The organism is uncultured Megasphaera sp., assembly GCF_958350005.1.
Lineage (GTDB): Bacteria > Bacillota > Negativicutes > Veillonellales > Megasphaeraceae > Megasphaera.
On the sequence record NZ_CATWFF010000032.1, the window covers coordinates 1 to 15,504 of the forward strand.

General features: G+C 50.0%; 14 protein-coding genes and 2 pseudogenes. All 16 read right to left on the reverse strand.

The window, feature by feature from the left end:
- A pseudogene (locus tag Q3886_RS03230) lies at nt 1-1,375 on the reverse strand (pyruvate:ferredoxin (flavodoxin) oxidoreductase); the annotation flags it as partial.
- Between the two features lie 254 nt (nt 1,376-1,629).
- The gene (locus Q3886_RS03235; protein ID WP_301859730.1) at nt 1,630-2,754 is read right to left on the reverse strand and encodes a 1-propanol dehydrogenase PduQ; all 1,125 of its coding nucleotides are present in this window, start codon (nt 2,752-2,754) and stop codon (nt 1,630-1,632) included.
- 17 nt (nt 2,755-2,771) lie between these two features.
- A complete protein-coding gene (locus Q3886_RS03240; protein ID WP_301859731.1) occupies nt 2,772-4,208 on the reverse strand; it encodes an aldehyde dehydrogenase family protein in 1,437 nt (478 codons plus the stop codon).
- 15 nt (nt 4,209-4,223) lie between these two features.
- Nucleotides 4,224-5,033, reverse strand: coding sequence for an ethanolamine utilization protein EutJ (eutJ, locus tag Q3886_RS03245; RefSeq protein WP_301859732.1), 810 nt, complete (start codon nt 5,031-5,033; stop codon nt 4,224-4,226).
- A gap of 13 nt (nt 5,034-5,046) precedes the next feature.
- Nucleotides 5,047-5,688 carry a phosphate propanoyltransferase gene (locus Q3886_RS03250; RefSeq protein ID WP_301859733.1) on the reverse strand — a complete coding sequence of 214 codons (642 nt, stop codon included), beginning with the start codon at nt 5,686-5,688 and terminating at the stop codon, nt 5,047-5,049.
- Between the two features lie 41 nt (nt 5,689-5,729).
- The gene (gene pduA, locus Q3886_RS03255) at nt 5,730-6,032 is read right to left on the reverse strand and encodes a propanediol utilization microcompartment protein PduA (RefSeq protein WP_301859734.1); all 303 of its coding nucleotides are present in this window, start codon (nt 6,030-6,032) and stop codon (nt 5,730-5,732) included.
- A gap of 39 nt (nt 6,033-6,071) precedes the next feature.
- Nucleotides 6,072-6,332, reverse strand: a complete 261-nt coding sequence (locus tag Q3886_RS03260; RefSeq protein ID WP_301859735.1) for a EutN/CcmL family microcompartment protein — start codon at nt 6,330-6,332, stop codon at nt 6,072-6,074.
- Nucleotides 6,333-6,778: 446 nt separating this feature from the next.
- Nucleotides 6,779-7,039, reverse strand: a pseudogene (locus Q3886_RS03265) (BMC domain-containing protein); the annotation flags it as partial.
- Nucleotides 7,040-7,066: 27 nt separating this feature from the next.
- A complete protein-coding gene (locus Q3886_RS03270; RefSeq protein WP_301859736.1) occupies nt 7,067-7,810 on the reverse strand; it encodes a hypothetical protein in 744 nt (247 codons plus the stop codon).
- A gap of 20 nt (nt 7,811-7,830) precedes the next feature.
- Complete coding sequence (gene pduA / locus Q3886_RS03275) at nt 7,831-8,109, reverse strand: propanediol utilization microcompartment protein PduA (RefSeq protein WP_048513691.1); 279 nt, start codon at nt 8,107-8,109, stop codon at nt 7,831-7,833.
- Between the two features lie 100 nt (nt 8,110-8,209).
- A complete protein-coding gene (gene pduB, locus Q3886_RS03280) occupies nt 8,210-9,022 on the reverse strand; it encodes a propanediol utilization microcompartment protein PduB (protein WP_301859737.1) in 813 nt (270 codons plus the stop codon).
- A 21-nt stretch (nt 9,023-9,043) separates the two neighbouring features.
- On the reverse strand, nt 9,044-9,988 hold the full coding sequence (locus Q3886_RS03285; protein ID WP_301859738.1) for a glycyl-radical enzyme activating protein: 945 nt from the start codon (nt 9,986-9,988) through the stop codon (nt 9,044-9,046).
- Between the two features lie 38 nt (nt 9,989-10,026).
- The gene (locus tag Q3886_RS03290; protein ID WP_301859739.1) at nt 10,027-12,612 is read right to left on the reverse strand and encodes a glycyl radical protein; all 2,586 of its coding nucleotides are present in this window, start codon (nt 12,610-12,612) and stop codon (nt 10,027-10,029) included.
- Between the two features lie 278 nt (nt 12,613-12,890).
- Nucleotides 12,891-14,066 (reverse strand): methionine adenosyltransferase, encoded by a 1,176-nt coding sequence (gene metK / locus Q3886_RS03295; protein WP_301859740.1) that lies wholly within the window; start codon nt 14,064-14,066, stop codon nt 12,891-12,893.
- 26 nt (nt 14,067-14,092) lie between these two features.
- Nucleotides 14,093-14,989, reverse strand: a complete 897-nt coding sequence (locus tag Q3886_RS03300) for a PocR ligand-binding domain-containing protein (protein WP_301859741.1) — start codon at nt 14,987-14,989, stop codon at nt 14,093-14,095.
- Between the two features lie 146 nt (nt 14,990-15,135).
- A complete protein-coding gene (locus Q3886_RS03305) occupies nt 15,136-15,306 on the reverse strand; it encodes a hypothetical protein (protein ID WP_301859742.1) in 171 nt (56 codons plus the stop codon).
- Nucleotides 15,307-15,504 lie beyond the last annotated feature (198 nt).

A 15,504-nucleotide genomic window follows, 5' to 3' on the forward strand; every position in this document is an offset into this window, starting at 1 on the left:
ATTTTTTCGTATCGTATTCAAAATAGGCCTGAACGTACATATCCGTATTGTCGCCAATAATCTTGATGGAATTTTTATTAGCCCCAACGGTACCATCAGAGCCGAAGCCCCAGAATTTACAGTTTACCGTCCCCTGCGCATCGACCTGAACAGGCACATCGGGCAGAGACAGATGGGTTACATCATCAATAATCCCCAGAGTAAAATGTTTTTTCGGCTGAAGCGATTCCATATTGCGGAACACGGCATGAATGGAAGCAGGCGGCACGTCTTTAGACGACAGACCATACCGGCAGGCCATGATGGGAATATGTTTGCCCGTATGCTCAATGGCCGCACAGACATCGGTAAACAGCGGTTCCCCCAGTGCGCCCGGTTCTTTCGTACGGTCCATGACCGTAATAGCCCGGACCGTATCGGGCAGGGCCTGGACAAAATGATCCAGCGAGAACGGCCGGTACAGATGAACCTGCACATAGCCTGTCTTCCTGCCCTGGGCGTTCAGAGCATCTACTGTTTCCTGAATGGCGCCGGTAACGGAGCCCATAGCAATGATGACATGTTCTGCATCGGGCGCTCCGTAATAGTTGAACAGCTTATACGTCCGCCCTGTAAGATCGCTGATTTTATCCATATAGTCCTGCACAATGTACGGCAGCCGGTCGTACCACTGATTATTGGCTTCCCGGGACTGGAAGAACATATCCGGATTGGTAACGGTACTGCGCATGACCGGATGCTCCGGATTCAGGCCATGATGTTTAAAATCATACAGGGCGTCACGGTCGATGAGCTTGCCTAATTCCTCTTCCGGCAGCATATGGATTTTCTGAATTTCATGGGACGTGCGGAAGCCGTCAAAGAAATGCATAAACGGTACATGCCCCTTAATCGTTGACAAATGAGCGACGGCAGCCAGATCGGCACATTCCTGCACGCTGGCACTGCACAGCATGGCAAAGCCCGTATTGCGGCAGCCCATGACGTCAGAGTGATCGCCAAAAATAGACATCGTATGCGTGCCGACTGTACGGGCCGCTACATGGAGAACAACAGGCTTTAACTCGCCCGACAGGCGATGCATGACGGGAATCATGAGCATCAGGCCCTGGGAGGCCGTAAAGGTCGAACAGAGACTGCCCGTTTCGGCCGCTCCGTGTACGGCACCAATGGCTCCGGCTTCGGACTGCATTTCCACCAGTTTAACCGGCTGGCCGAACAGATTTTTCCGTCCTTTTGCCGCCCATACATCGACATGTTCTGCCATTGGCGACGATGGCGTAATGGGGTAAATCGTAGCAACTTCTGTAAAGGCATAGGCTACCTGGGCAGCTGCTTCGTTGCCGTCTAAGGTTCTCGTAATTTGTTTTACCATACTGGACACTCCTTCGTATTATGCGAACATTTCCCGTTTTCTCATTATACGTGCTTAAGTACAACGTTTAACTTTCTCTTTACTTTTAGTATACGCTCTGCAGTTATAAAAGTCAAGAATAGTATATATGCTGTTTATGCATGTAATTTCCAGTAGTATGTGATTTTATCCCTTCATTACGGTGTACTGCATATACCAAAAAGAACCAGCTGCGAACAGCCGGTTCTTTCGTAAATGGAAATGTGATGATTCTATTAGTAGATACTTCTGAAGAGTGTTTCAAACACGGCAACCGATGTTTCTCTTGGATTCTGCGGCAGGCAGCCATCGGCCATCGCGTTCACTGCCATGGTATGAACAGCAGCTTCATAGTCTTCGCGGGAAACGGGCTGTTTCAGCTCGCCTACACGGGAAGGCATGCCCATATCGGACATAAGGGCCCTCAGAACGGCACGCAGCGCAGTAATGGCGTCCTGAACAGAAGCCGAGCGAGGTGCAAAGCCAATCTGATAGGAAATTTCCGCATACTTGGCAGCTACTTCCAGATTCTGGCTATTATAGGCAATGCCGGCATTGAGGCAAAGTGCGCAGGCCAGTCCATGAGGAATATGGAACATGCCGCCCAACTGATGAGCCATGCTGTGCACCATGCCGAGGCCGCCGAGGTTAAAGGCAATGCCGGCCATATTCGATGCCGATGACATATCACTGCGGGCTTTCATATTAGCGCCGTAATGATAGCACTTGGGCAGCGACTGGAAAGACAGCTGCAGTGCTTTCACGGCAATGGCATCAGTGAAGTCTGTTGCCGATTTGGCAACAAAGGCTTCCACAGCATGAGTAATAACGTCGAATCCCGTATTGGCCGTAATGGAAGGCGGAACGGTTGCCGTCAGAGCCGGGTCCAGAATAGCTACATTGGCATACATGATGTCGTCAATGAGGGCAATTTTCTTCTGTGCTTCCGTGTCTGTTAATACGGTAAAGGCCGTCATTTCCGAGCCGGTACCGCTTGTCGTCGGAATGGCAATGAATACGGGCTTCTGTGCCAGCGCCTTTCCGTGAACGGCAAAGTATACAATGCCTTTGGCCGAATCAAGTGCCGCGCCGCCGCCAAAGCCGACCAGGACGGTCGGCTTGAATTCTACGGCAGCTCTGACGCCGGCGCCGATAATTTCCAGCGACGGGTCCGGTTTGATATCGTCATAAACAAGGACGGTATTCGCATCCTGCAAATTCCGGGTAACTAAATCAATCGTACCTGTTTCTTTCAAAAAGGTATCGCAAATAATCATTACCCGTTCATGCTGGTATTCCTGCAATGAAGACAGCGCATTTTCTCCCGAAATGACTTTCGTAAGAATTTGGCATACATCCATGACCATGTCCTCCTTGCTTAGCGAATATTAAACATGTCCTTCATGACGCATTCACGACGACGGCAGAACGATTTCGGGCTCGTAAGGCCTTCACCGGTAGGACCAGCAATGGTAAAGGTCGGATATCCCTGGCCGCCGATGCCGAGGCCGGCAAAGGACGGGCCGTTTTTAACGAAAATGGTAGTTTCCATGAGTTTGGCCATTTTGCTCAGTTTGGCAACGTTTGTGGAGTGCATCATGGCGCTGTGGCGGTTGCCGTGTTCTGCTTCATAAGCCCATTCAATAGCCTGGTCGACATTGTCGCAGCGAACAACCGGCAGAATCGGCATGAGCATTTCCGTCTGAACAAACGGATGATCTTTGTCTGTTTCCATAATGATCAGACGTTTGCTGTCATCCACTTCAATGCCGATCTGATGAAGAATGTACTGTGCCGATTTGCCTACGAAGCCAACTTTCGGGCCGTCCCCTTTTTCATTGGCAACGAGTTTCCACAGTTTTTCAATCGTTTCTTTATCTTTAATTTCGTATGCGCCTGCACCTTTCATATTGATGAGCAGGTAGTCGAAAATGGAATCAACAGCGAATACTTCTTTTTCAGCAATGCAGGGTACGTTGTTGTCGAAGGAACTGCCGGCAACGATATCTTTGGCAGCCTGTTCAATGTTCGCCGTTTCGTCAACAACAACCGGCGGGTTGCCAGGGCCTGCACCGATAGCTTTTTTACCGGAAGACAGAACTTTTTTAACGATGCCAGGGCCGCCAGTGGCAACAACCATGCGGACTTTCGGGCTGTCGATCATTTCATTCGTCGCTTCAATGGACGGTTCGCGGACCATGGTGATCATGTTCAGCGGAGCGCCTGCTTCATAGAGAGCTTTGTTCAGAAGCTGTACGAGGAATACAGACGTCTTTTTAGCACGCGGATGGGGGCTGAATACGACAGTATTGCCGCCGGAAATCATGCAGATCGAGTTGTTGATAATCGTTTCCGTCGGATTCGTCGTCGGCGTAATGGCACCGATAACGCCGAACGGGCAGTATTCGAACAGTACCAGGCCGTGTTCGCCAGTACGTGCGTCTGTAACCAGATCTTCAATGCCTGGCGTACCCTGGGCAGCAGCCGTATTCTTGATGATTTTATCTTCATACCGGCCGATTTCCGTTTCTTCTACAGCCAGGCGGGACATCATTTCCATGTTTTCTTTCTTCAGGCATGTTTGGCGAATGACATCTACCCACTGTTTCCGCTGCGTCGGATTCTGGAACAGCAGCGTATGCTGTGCTTTTGCCGAAGCATCGATAGCGTCTTTCATCGTCGAAAATACGCCATATTCATCAGGAACAGCCGGAGCGACTGCGGCACACGGTGCGGCAGCTCCCTGATTTTTCAATTGCTGTACAGCCTGTGCAACTAACTGCTGCAACACTGCCGGATCAATAGTAGTACTCATTTCATTACCTCCCAATTATTGGTTCACTGCAATGCCCAGAGGAGTTACGAACAGACAGTCATTCGGTTTCCACGTAGGAATATGCAGTATTTTTTCAAAGACATCTTCAAATTCAGTAAAGCAGCAGGCCCCGCCGACGACGTAAATATTCTGAACATCTTTTCCTGCAACAAACCGCTGTACAATAGATGCCATTTTTTCTACAACCGGTTTGACGACGGGAAAAACATCAGACTCTTTTGTCGTATCTTTTTTCAACGTTTCCGCTTCATCGAAGGATATGCCGTAGTAGCCGGCCAGGACGAGAGACATGTGCGTGCCTCCTGTCGCTTCATCGGCCGTAAAGGTGACATTTCCATCTTTCAGTATGCTGATTCCGGTCGTACCGCCGCCGACATCGACGACAGCACCGTCGGAAATATTCAAAATTGTCGAAGCTGCTGTAGGTTCATCAATAACACGGGTAACTTCCAGATCTGCGCCTTCGACGCAGTTGGCAATGCACCGGACGTTGCCTTCCAGAATTCCCGGCGGAATAGCAGTTGCCGCCTGGGTCAGCTCAACGCCCAGTTTTTCTTCCAGTGCAGCTTTCATCTGCCGTACTGCCCGGACAGCGCCGACATAATCGACGACAATGCCGTCCCGTACGACCTTGGAAGCCGTCGTCATGCCGGCAACCGGTCTGTTTTCACTGTCCGTAACAGCCAGTACGATATTGGCCGTTCCCAAATCGACGCCGACTTTCAGCGGGCCTTCAAACGGTCTGGTTTCACCGCTTGCAACCAGTGCAGCAAAGTCGGCTAATACCGTATTGTCCATCAGCATAGTAGCTCTCCCCTTATTGAACGGGACTGATCATTACGTAATCCTTATTGCTCAGTGAGCAGGCATTGGCTTCATCTACGTCTACGTGCATTTCCAACGCCGATGTATCGGATACGCGGATTACAACATCCCCCAAAACACCTCGGCGTTCGCCAAAGGTTTCTACATTGACGATCTGTCCGTCTTTTAATCCCCGTTCGGCAGCCTGCGGCGGCGTCATATGAATATGCCTCTTGGCAATAATGACGCCTCGCGGCAGTTCGACTGTTCCGCGGGGGCCGATCAGGGTAATTCCCGGCGTTCCTTCCAGGTGTCCGGACAGGGTAATCGGCGCCTTTACGCCTAATCTGCGGGCATCAGTCTTGCTGATTTCCACCTGACTTTCGGAACGGATGGGGCCCAGAATGCGAACGTTTTTGAATTCGCCTTTAGGGCCTTTAATGGTTACCGTTTCATTGGCAGCAAACTGTCCCGGCTGTCCCAAATCGCTTTTTTTCGTCAGTGCGTAATCTTTTCCATACAGTACATCCAGATCAGCACGGCTGACATGGACATGATGATTGGATACACCAATTTCTATTTTAAATTCTTCATAATACTTTACATTATCCAGTATGGTTTTCGTCAGCATACTGGCTAAATCAGCTTGACTCATAACCAGGCTCCCCCTCCTTATATATATGGCAGAAGCGGCGTTTATTCAGCCTTCGGAGCCGGTGTTTCATTCAAATGGGGAAGAATTTTTTCCACATCTGTATGAGGACGGGGAATAACGTGTACCGATACGACTTCGCCGACGATCTTCGCCGAAGCAGCACCTGCATCGACAGCTGCTTTGACAGCGCCTACATCGCCGCGTACCATAACGGTAACCAGGCCAGAACCGATTTTTTCATAGCCAATGAGCGAAACATTGGCAGCCTTTACCATGGCATCTGCCGCTTCAATGGATCCTACAAGTCCTCTGGTTTCTACCATTCCTAACGCTTCGTTTGCCATTTGCTCCTCCTTATATGCTAAAACAGCTCATTCCAACTGTTAATTTACATAGTCAATAATACCAACAATAGCCAAATCGACAGGCTTGCCGTGATTGGCTTCCCGTGTACGGACAGCGGAACCGCTGGCTACCAGCACCAGTTCCCCAATGCCGGCGCCAACATAATCGACAGCTACTTCTTCACGTCCATACGATTCACCTGTACTGGATTCAAATTGGACTATCATCAGTTTAGAACCAACTAAGCCTTCTTCTTTTTTAGTCGATACGACAGAGCCTGTCACTTTTGCTATTTTCATGATATCTTCCTTCTATTTTAAACTCATGGGTTTGGCGTATCTTCCGTCATTGGCGATACGTCCTGCTTTGCCTTTGGGCTTCCTTTTGCACGCCCTGTACGCCTTACGGTCCGGCGCCGCGGCTTCTTTTTTTCTGCAATCGGTGCCGGTTCTGCAGCTCCAGCTGCAGGCGGTGTTTCTGGTTCAGCCGCTTTTTTTTCCTGCAACACAGGTTCTTCAGCAACTGGTGTTTCCGGTACTGCCGGTTCAGCTGCCGCTTCGTTCTGGGCAGATGCAGTATTCCCTGGTATTGGTTCAGACACTTCTGCAGCGTTTACAGGGTGTTGCGTGTCTTCTTCCTGTAAGGATTCTGACGGCAACACTTCCTGTTCAGAAAGAATCGTGCCTTTTTCCGGCTCGCTGCCGTAAAAGTTCGGCCGTTCCTTTTTTCCCGGATACCGGACAAATACCCGTCCTGTGTCTTCATTAGGCCGGGCAATAATATCTACCGACACGAGCGCACCAAAAGACATGGCAGCCGCTTTTCCAGCTTCTACCGCTGCCCGGACAGCACCGACATCGCCATTGACTTTAATCGTCATCATACCGCTGCCGCGGGCCGCTTCCAGTTCCACTAACTCGACGTTTGCAGCTTTCGCCATCACATCGGCCGTTTCAATGGCAGAACTCAGCCCGGCAACTTCTACAAGTCCTAATGCTTTTTCCATGTACGTTCTCCTGTCTCTGGTCTTCCCTTACGATTCGATAAATCGAATCTGTTTCTGCCTGGCCCCTTCTCTGGCACAGGATGTAATAATAGTGCCCGGACAAAGGGAAATCACTGTTCCCGGACCATAGGGATAAATATCAGCTGTCGTAATGACGCGGCTGTTGATCCGAACGGTCTTACTTGCTGGTACAGGAGCGGCCGGCGTTTCTGCACATGCTGCTGCCGGACCCATCGTCTCTTCCGGAAAGGCACCGATAGAAATACCATACTGCAGCAGCGTGCTGTAGTAGGACAGCACCTTCTGTACGTATGCCTGCGGCTCCCGGCCGGAAAACTTCTGTAATCCTGACAACATAAAATGCACTGCCGCGCCTTCGGACAGGCACCGTTCCAGCCACAGCGTCTCAAAGGTATCGCTGATGCAAAGTGCCGCTTTGGCCGCAAAGGAACGGGAAACAACGGGATAGACAGTCAGCGAATCCTGTAAGGGAAGATTCACCGACTTCGTCCGGTTTATAATCTGGCAGCACGGACAAAGACCGGTAATCTTTGTCCGTGTGCCCTGTGTCCATTCATCGGGGACGACAACGTATACATCATCCTTGCCAGACAGGCTGTGCAAAAAGGATTCGCATGGATCTTGAAAGGAATCGGAAAGGATGACATATACACGGCGTTTGGCCTGTGTCTTTGCCTGCTTTTCCTCTTCCAGAACCTTACGGATAGCCCGCAGTACCAGTTCTTTAAATTCGTCTCCATGGATATCCACGCTATCACCTCGTCAGCTGATTAGTCCAGATGAGGGAGAATCTTTTCAACATCCGTATGAGGACGGGGAATAACGTGTACCGATACGACTTCGCCAACGATTTTAGCCGATGCAGCACCTGCGTCAACAGCTGCTTTGACAGCGCCTACGTCGCCGCGAACCATAACCGTTACCAGGCCGGAACCGATTTTTTCATAGCCAATAAGCGTTACGTTAGCTGCTTTTACCATTGCGTCGGCAGCTTCGATGGAACCAACCAAACCTTTCGTTTCTACCATGCCTAATGCTTCGTTTGTCATGAGAATTTCCTCCATTTACTGCGGCCATACCATGTACGCTGTATAGCCGGCTACGTTTTATTTAAGTATTGAAATAATATGCTGTACAAAACCGTCAGACTTAGATGTACGGCGTCGTCGTCGATTTCGGTTCGTCGCCGAGAGCACCTAACAGTTTCTTGCCTACAGCAATAGCTGCTTTTACGGCCTGACGAACAGCACCGGAGTCGCCGCTGAAGCAGAGAATAACTTCGTTGGAGAAGCTTGTGCCGTTTTTCGGCGAAGAGTACGCAACGACTTCAACATTAGCCGCTTTTACAGCCGTATCAGCCAGAACGACGCCGATGGCAGCCGGGCCGGCACAGGTCATGCCGAAGGCTTTGCCGAATTTGGCACCCAGTGCTTTTTCCAGGCAGTAGCTGGCACGGGCAGAGTACTGGAATTCGATATGGCCTGCATCATTTCCATAAACATCGCCAAAGTATTTCGGCAGTACCTGCAGTGCAATTTCTACAGCCCGGCGAGCATCGGATACATCTTCAGCACCGATGAGGATTAACGAACCGTGGCCAGCGCCGCCTTTCGTATCGCGAGGCAGTTCAACGGAAATGATTTCCGTATTCGTAGCTTTAACGGCGTCGTCAACAGCCATGATCTGCGGGCCTGCACCAATACGGCCGCCAATAATGCCGATGGAGCGGAACTTGCCCAGATTCATGGATTCTTTCAGCATCGGATCGACGCTGGCAATAACCAGACCAATCGTATCGCCCAGGGACGTGCCGACAAATTCCGTTCTGCCGACGGAATGATTGATGCCGGAAGCATCGCCTTTCGTCACCGGTTCAGCAGCAGGAGCTGCGGGAGCTGCAGCAGTTGCACCCAGTTCTGCCTTTACCTGGTTCATAACCTTTTCTAATAATTCCTGATCCATAATGACCCTCCTTAAGGATGATTACATGTCTTCATCGCCTATGCGGCAGCGCACGCCGGCCTGTTCCACAATAGGACGAAATTTTTCCAAGTCGTCATTGCCCAGAGACTGGACGCTCAGACGATTCATCTTATATTCACAGCCCATCATCTTGTACTTGTTTTCGCCAAGATTATGATATGGCAGCAGATGAACGCACTTAACATTTCCCAGTGATGCCGCAAACCGGGCAATATCACCGATTTCCTGTTCGGAATAGTTAAATTTGGGAATGACAGGAACGCGAATGGTCAGCGGTGAAAATGCCGCAATCTGTTTCGCGTTATTCAAAATTAATTCATTGGACACACCTGTAAACAGGCGATGTTTTTCCGCATCCATGTGTTTAATATCCATGAGGATATGATCCACAAAGGGAATAACATCCCGTACATCACAGGGTTCTGCACAACCTTCCGTTTCAATAGCCGTATTCCACCCCTGTGCCTTGCAGGCTTTCAGCAGCTCTCTGGAAAAATCAGACTGCATCAGCGGATCGCCGCCGGACAGTGTAACGCCGCCGCCGGAATGACGAAATGTGGAGCGATCCTTTTTCAGCACGTCAATCAGAGCACGGACGGTAATATGCTGTCCCTTCATAATCAGTGCCCCTGTGGGACACGCAGTGGCACAGTCGCCGTTGCCGGTACACCGGTCATAGGCAAAGTGCCGGACGCCATCTTCTGTAAATGTAACAGCATGCTGCCTGCAGACGCTTTCACAGCGTCTGCAATGCACACATGCAGCCTGATTATACAAAACTACAGGTCGGCGGCGCTGCGATTCAGGATTGCTGCACCACCAGCAGGACAGGGGGCATCCTTTCAGGAAGACGATGGTTCTGATTCCAGGCCCGTCATTAAGCGAAAAGCGCTGAATATCAAAGATCTGGCCTTCCTGTTCATAATTTACAGTTACAACACTCACGGTGATTCCCCTCCTGGATACTCTCTTCTGCAGATGAATTAGAAATTGTGTTCCGTTCTGCCGATAATATCATCCTGTACTTCTTTGGCCAGGGAAATAAACTGAGCACTGTAGCCGGCTACGCGGACAACCAGGTCTTTATGCTGTTCCGGATGAGCCTGGGCATCGCGAAGGGTTGCCTTGTCGATAACGTTGAACTGTACGTGCATGCCTTTGTTTTCGAAGTATGCGCGGCACAGTGCAGCAAAGCGTTTGAGGCCTTCGTCACCAGCCAATGCAGACGGGCTGAATTTCTGGTTGTACAGCGTGCCGTTGGAGAACGTTTCATGTTCCAGTTTGGCAACGGACATAGCAGCTGCTGTCGGGCCATTGGTATCACAACCTGCACGGGGCGATACGCCGTCGGCAAGCGGTGTCCATGCAAGACGGCCGTCCGGAAGAGGAGCAACGTCTTTACCAAAGAGTACGTTTGCCGATACAGGGTAGCAGCCTGCCTGGAACTGACCGCCGCGGGGATTCTTGTATTTCTGTACTTCGCGGGCATAAATCTGGCCGGCTTCACGGGTAATCTGGTCAACGAAGTCATCGTCGTTGCCGAACCAGGTCGTGTTTTCCATAATCCGTTTGATATTCTGATACTGTGCAGCATCAGCGCTGTTAGCCGGAGCTGCAGCCGTCGTCGTTACGCCAGCCTGCAGATCTTTCTGGAGCTGATTGATATCAATGCTGCCATTAGCAGAGAGAATCTTCTTGACAGCTTCGTAAATCTGGCGTTCATCCATGCCGGAAACAGGAGTGGAAGCAGCTGCGCAGCCTGTGCCGAACCATTCGTCGATCTTACCCGTCGGATCAGCATAGCCAAAGTTGTGATTCATAGCTTCATAGAGCTGTTCCATCGTAACTTCGCCTTTTTCGAAGACGTGTTTCTGAATAGCTGCGAAGGAGTCGCCATTATCAGCAACACCGAAAGCCTGCGGGCCTGTGAAGTTGTAAATAGCGCCGCCTTCCTGAACGGATTTGCCGCGGCCGATGCAGTCGTCAACGAGGGCGGACAGGTACGGCAGGGGAGCCCGTTCCATATGTGCGTAGTCAACGCAGTTATCAGCTTCTGCCAGAAGTTTGACGAAGTATTCCATCTGTTTTTTATAAGCCAGCATCAGTTCGCCAAGGTTCTTGAAGTCTTTCATTTCGCCGGTCTTGGGCCCTAACTGTACTTTGCCGTTGCGGCCATTGTGAAGGGTAATATCCAGGACTTTGGCAATATTGAAGAATGCAGCGTCATGCCAGCCTTCGGTTTTGTGCGGAACCTGCGGTTCTACGCAGCCGATGATGCAGTACTGACGGGCATCTTTCAAAGGAATGCCGCGGTTCATCATAGCCGGAATAATGACTTCGTCATTGTACATTGCCGGGTAGCCATAGCCGAGGCGGACGAGTTCGCACGCACGATAGAGGAATTCATCAGGAGTCTTGTTCCAGTACCGGATGGAGAAGGACGGAGCAGCCATGGCAACGTGAGCAGCTGCATCGATCATCATGTACGACAGCGGGTTCGTAGCGTCTACGCCGTCTTCGTTCTGGCCGCCGCACTGAATGTTCTGGAAAATAGCATAGCCGGCAAAAGCCTGGTCAGAAACAGCATCACGGGTTTTGTTCAGATCGTTGAATTTAATCCAGATGTTGTCGAGCAGTTCCTGTGCAAATTCCTGGCTAATCGATTTATCTGCTTCCAGGTACGGATACATATACTGGTCAAAACGTCCCGGAGAAATGGAGTGACCGCTCGATTCAATCTGAAGAATGAGCTGTACAAACCAGAATGCCTGCAGAGCTTCCCACCAGTTCGTTGCCGGGAATTCCGGAACGCGGCGGCAGTTGGCAGCCATCTGAATCAGTTCCTGTTTGCGGCCCGGATTCGTTTCGGAAGCAGCCAGTTTGTCGCACAGGTCCGCATAGCGGTGTGCATACGTAATCGCCGCTTTATAGGTAATGACGATAGCGTCATAGAAATGGCATTTTTTAATGTCGTCCGGAGACGTGCCGTCTAATTTTGCTTTGGCTGCTTCGGCTTCTTCAATAATGCCTTTGTAGCCTTTGGCCAGTACTTTGCCGTAGTCAACGCAGACGTGGCCAACACCGTTGAAGTAGTAGTTGCCGACAGTGAACACGCCGTTAGCCTGTGCATCGAGGCAGGGCTGAGACATGTACGACGTAGCCAGATCGCTCGTCGTTTTGCCCGGCCAGTACAGGAACGCGTCATGAAGACGTTTGGCCGTATCTTTCGGAATATCAAAGGGGTCAGCCATACGGGTAGCCATGGTGTCAAATTCTTTTTCTACCCAGTCAAAGGAAAATTCCGGATAAATCTGGCAGCCATGTACGCTTACCGTCAGGGAGCCTGCAATCAGTTCATTATCACGAATAGCAATCGGGGTTTCCGTCAGGATCTTTTCTACTGCTTTGGCACGGCGAAGAATAATGGGCAGTCCTTCCGTTTCCTTATACGAAGCCGTAATCAGTTCTGCACGATCTGCTTCGACCGTCGGCGTAGCGTCATAAATTGCATTTTTTAACGCCTTAATTCGATCTGTAGGCTGAGTAAATCCTTTTGCTAATACATCCATACGTAAAGCCTCCTTATATCAGTTCACAAACGTAGTCATCAAATTGCTTCCAGTTTGACAGTTTGCACGATTTGCAATTCGATGTTTCGAGATGATTATATCATCAAACAATGCAACTTAATTATTCCCCCAAATAATAAATGCGATTATTTTGATATATCTATAGCATTTTTTTGAAACTGTCACTTTTTTGAAACAAAAAAAGCTGCCAGTTGTGAAAAAAGATACGTTCTTTCACAACTGGCAGCAATAAACCGCCATACTGCAGGGGCTGCGTACTATATCAATCCGACGAACCGGCGAAGTGTTTCCGTTTTATCCAGCCGTTCCCAGGCAAACCCTTCTGCCTCCCGGCCAAAATGCCCATATACGGCAGTCTTGCGGAACTGAGGACGCCGCAGGTCCAGGGCATCAATAAAACTGGTAACAGCGAAGGAAAAGGCCCGGTTTACGGCATCTTCCAGGCGTTCCACAGGCACGTGCTCCGTGCCAAAGGTCTGTATCTGCACGGCTTCCGGATACATGCCGCTGATGGCATAGGCCAGCGATACTTCACAACGGTCGCACAGTCCGGCAGCAACGATGTTTTTCGCCGCATACCGGGCCATATAGGCTGCACTGCGGTCCACTTTCGTCGCATCTTTGCCGGAAAAGGCACCGCCGCCATGACGGCCCACGGTACCATAGGTGTCTACCATCAGTTTCCGTCCCGTCAGCCCCGTATCGCCTACGGGACCGCCAATGACAAAGCGGCCGGTCTGATTGATGCGCAGCGCCGTCTGGGGACGAAGCCACGGGCCGCACACCGGTTCAATAATGAGACTGCCAATAATCTGCCGCAGTTCATCCTGCCCAATTTCCTCGCAATGCTGGGCCGAAACGATGACACTGCGCAGTCCCGTCGGTTTTCCTTGTGAATCAAAGCACATAGTTACCTGAGACTTACCGTCAGGACGGAAGATTTTTCCCAGCTCCGTTTCATGCCGTACCTGATCGAGCCGGCGTACCAGACCCTGAGCCAGATTTACCGTAATAGGCATGTAATTGGACGTTTCATTGGTTGCATAGCCGTACATGATTCCCTGATCACCGCTGCCGACAGAGGCATCACCGGCTTCTTTCGTAACGCCCTGATGAATATCGGCAGACTGCTGATGAATATTGGTAAAAATCAGGCAATCATGAGCTGTAAAGCCCAGCGCCGGGTCGGTATAGCCAATATCTGCAATGACCTGTCTGGCTACAGCAGGAATATCCACCGTTCCCGATGACGTCACTTCCCCGGCAATGGTCAGTACATTGCCTGATACAAAAGATTCTACCGCTACATGAGCCGTCGGATCCTGAACGAGATAGGCATCCAGAACGGCGTCAGAAATCTGGTCGCAGATTTTATCGGGATGCCCTTCTGTTACGGCTTCCGAAGTCACATAGGTCTGCTGAAACTGATTCACTCTATCCTCTCCTTCGAGAGAGGCCTTTACCGAATATCAAATTTCTTACGGTATGCGTGAGGCGTCTCTCCTGTAAACTGTTTGAAAATCTTGCAAAAATAGCTGGTCCGATGATAACCGAACTGTCTGCCAATGGCATCTACAGAAGATTTGGAGGACCGCAATACCTTTTCTGCTTCCTGTACACGGCACTGATTGATGTACTGCATGAGATTCATATTCATTTCCTGTTTAAACAGTTTGGATAAATAGGACTCACTCAGGAACACTTCCTCAGCAATGATCCGCAGCGACAGGTTGCAGTTCAAATGCCCTTTGATATATTCAACGGTCTTGCGAATTTCCGGCCGGCGGATACGGGCCAGTTCCGGATGTTTATCCTCACCAATTGGCGCGGCTTCATGGGCCATATTCAGCATACGATCACTAAAGGGAAAATAGCAGGTTGTCAGCGTATTCAGTACGCGGGACGCACTCATGATTTCCTCGTACCGATACTGCGGCACGCCCTTGAAATACTGAAGGGCATAGCTGTCTTCTTCCCACGGCGTAGGGTCCTGGATATACAAAAACCGCATATCTGAAGAAGACATCTGGCCTGATACGATAAAGCCATGAAGCTGATTTTCGTGCACAATGGGGACGGCAAAATCCACCAGTCCCGCATGGCAGCGATAGGGGCAGCAGCCCTGCTTCTTAATCGTTTCCAGTCCGCCGACGAGATCGCACTGACTGCACTTGGAGCGAAAAGCCGGTATACTCCGCATAACCTGACAAAATTTTGTAAAATTATACTTCTGGGACCGTTCTTTCCCCTTAATATCTACATAAATGCAGGCAATCCCTGTAGCGTTGGTGTAATCATTCATAATACTGCCGACAACTTTTTTGATGCGATCTTCTTTCATCAATGTAATAGCCATACTGCATATTCCTTTCTGCAAATGACATGTTCCGTCCTGTCCAAAAACGACAGCCTTTCATTTACCTTATTAGTATATCATGGCCCTTATTCATCAACAATCTAACTGCTTATGCCATATTGGCATGCATTTTGCAGTACTGTTGACTAAAACTTCTTGACCATACTGTCCAGGCTCTGCCTTTCCAGACCTTGTCGGTATGAAACAGCGTCGCTTTGAATGGCTGGAACCCTACAATCGCAGTTTGTCAGCTGCTGCGTCGTCAAAAAGAACCATAACTGCTCTGCATTGACGACAATGCGTTCTACTGGAATCAAACGCTTTCTTCAGGAACACTGCTGTCCCTGCGTTCCTATACTGCACCGGCTCATTGCCGAGAACACAGGAATGCCGAATCGCATCTATCATGTCCGTTCTATTCTCTTCTGGTTATCATATGCTGTTTCCCGAATTGTCATGCCACTGTCAAACTGTACTGTCTGTATTATACCATTAACAGATTTTAAAAATTATAT

What these genes read in the sequence shown, in the direction of transcription:
- pduA (WP_301859734.1), bottom strand. Translation starts at nt 6,032, where the DNA reads ATGGCAAACGAAGCGTTAGGAATGGTAGAAACCAGAGGACTTGTAGGA.
- pduB (WP_301859737.1), bottom strand. Translation starts at nt 9,022, where the DNA reads ATGGATCAGGAATTATTAGAAAAGGTTATGAACCAGGTAAAGGCAGAA.
- Q3886_RS03300 (WP_301859741.1), bottom strand. Translation starts at nt 14,989, where the DNA reads ATGGCTATTACATTGATGAAAGAAGATCGCATCAAAAAAGTTGTCGGC.
- Q3886_RS03290 (WP_301859739.1), bottom strand. Translation starts at nt 12,612, where the DNA reads ATGGATGTATTAGCAAAAGGATTTACTCAGCCTACAGATCGAATTAAG.
- Q3886_RS03240 (WP_301859731.1), bottom strand. Translation starts at nt 4,208, where the DNA reads ATGAGTACTACTATTGATCCGGCAGTGTTGCAGCAGTTAGTTGCACAG.
- pduA (WP_048513691.1), bottom strand. Translation starts at nt 8,109, where the DNA reads ATGACAAACGAAGCATTAGGCATGGTAGAAACGAAAGGTTTGGTTGGT.
- Q3886_RS03250 (WP_301859733.1), bottom strand. Translation starts at nt 5,688, where the DNA reads ATGAGTCAAGCTGATTTAGCCAGTATGCTGACGAAAACCATACTGGAT.
- Q3886_RS03235 (WP_301859730.1), bottom strand. Translation starts at nt 2,754, where the DNA reads ATGGATGTATGCCAAATTCTTACGAAAGTCATTTCGGGAGAAAATGCG.
- eutJ (WP_301859732.1), bottom strand. Translation starts at nt 5,033, where the DNA reads ATGCTGATGGACAATACGGTATTAGCCGACTTTGCTGCACTGGTTGCA.
- Q3886_RS03260 (WP_301859735.1), bottom strand. Translation starts at nt 6,332, where the DNA reads ATGAAAATAGCAAAAGTGACAGGCTCTGTCGTATCGACTAAAAAAGAA.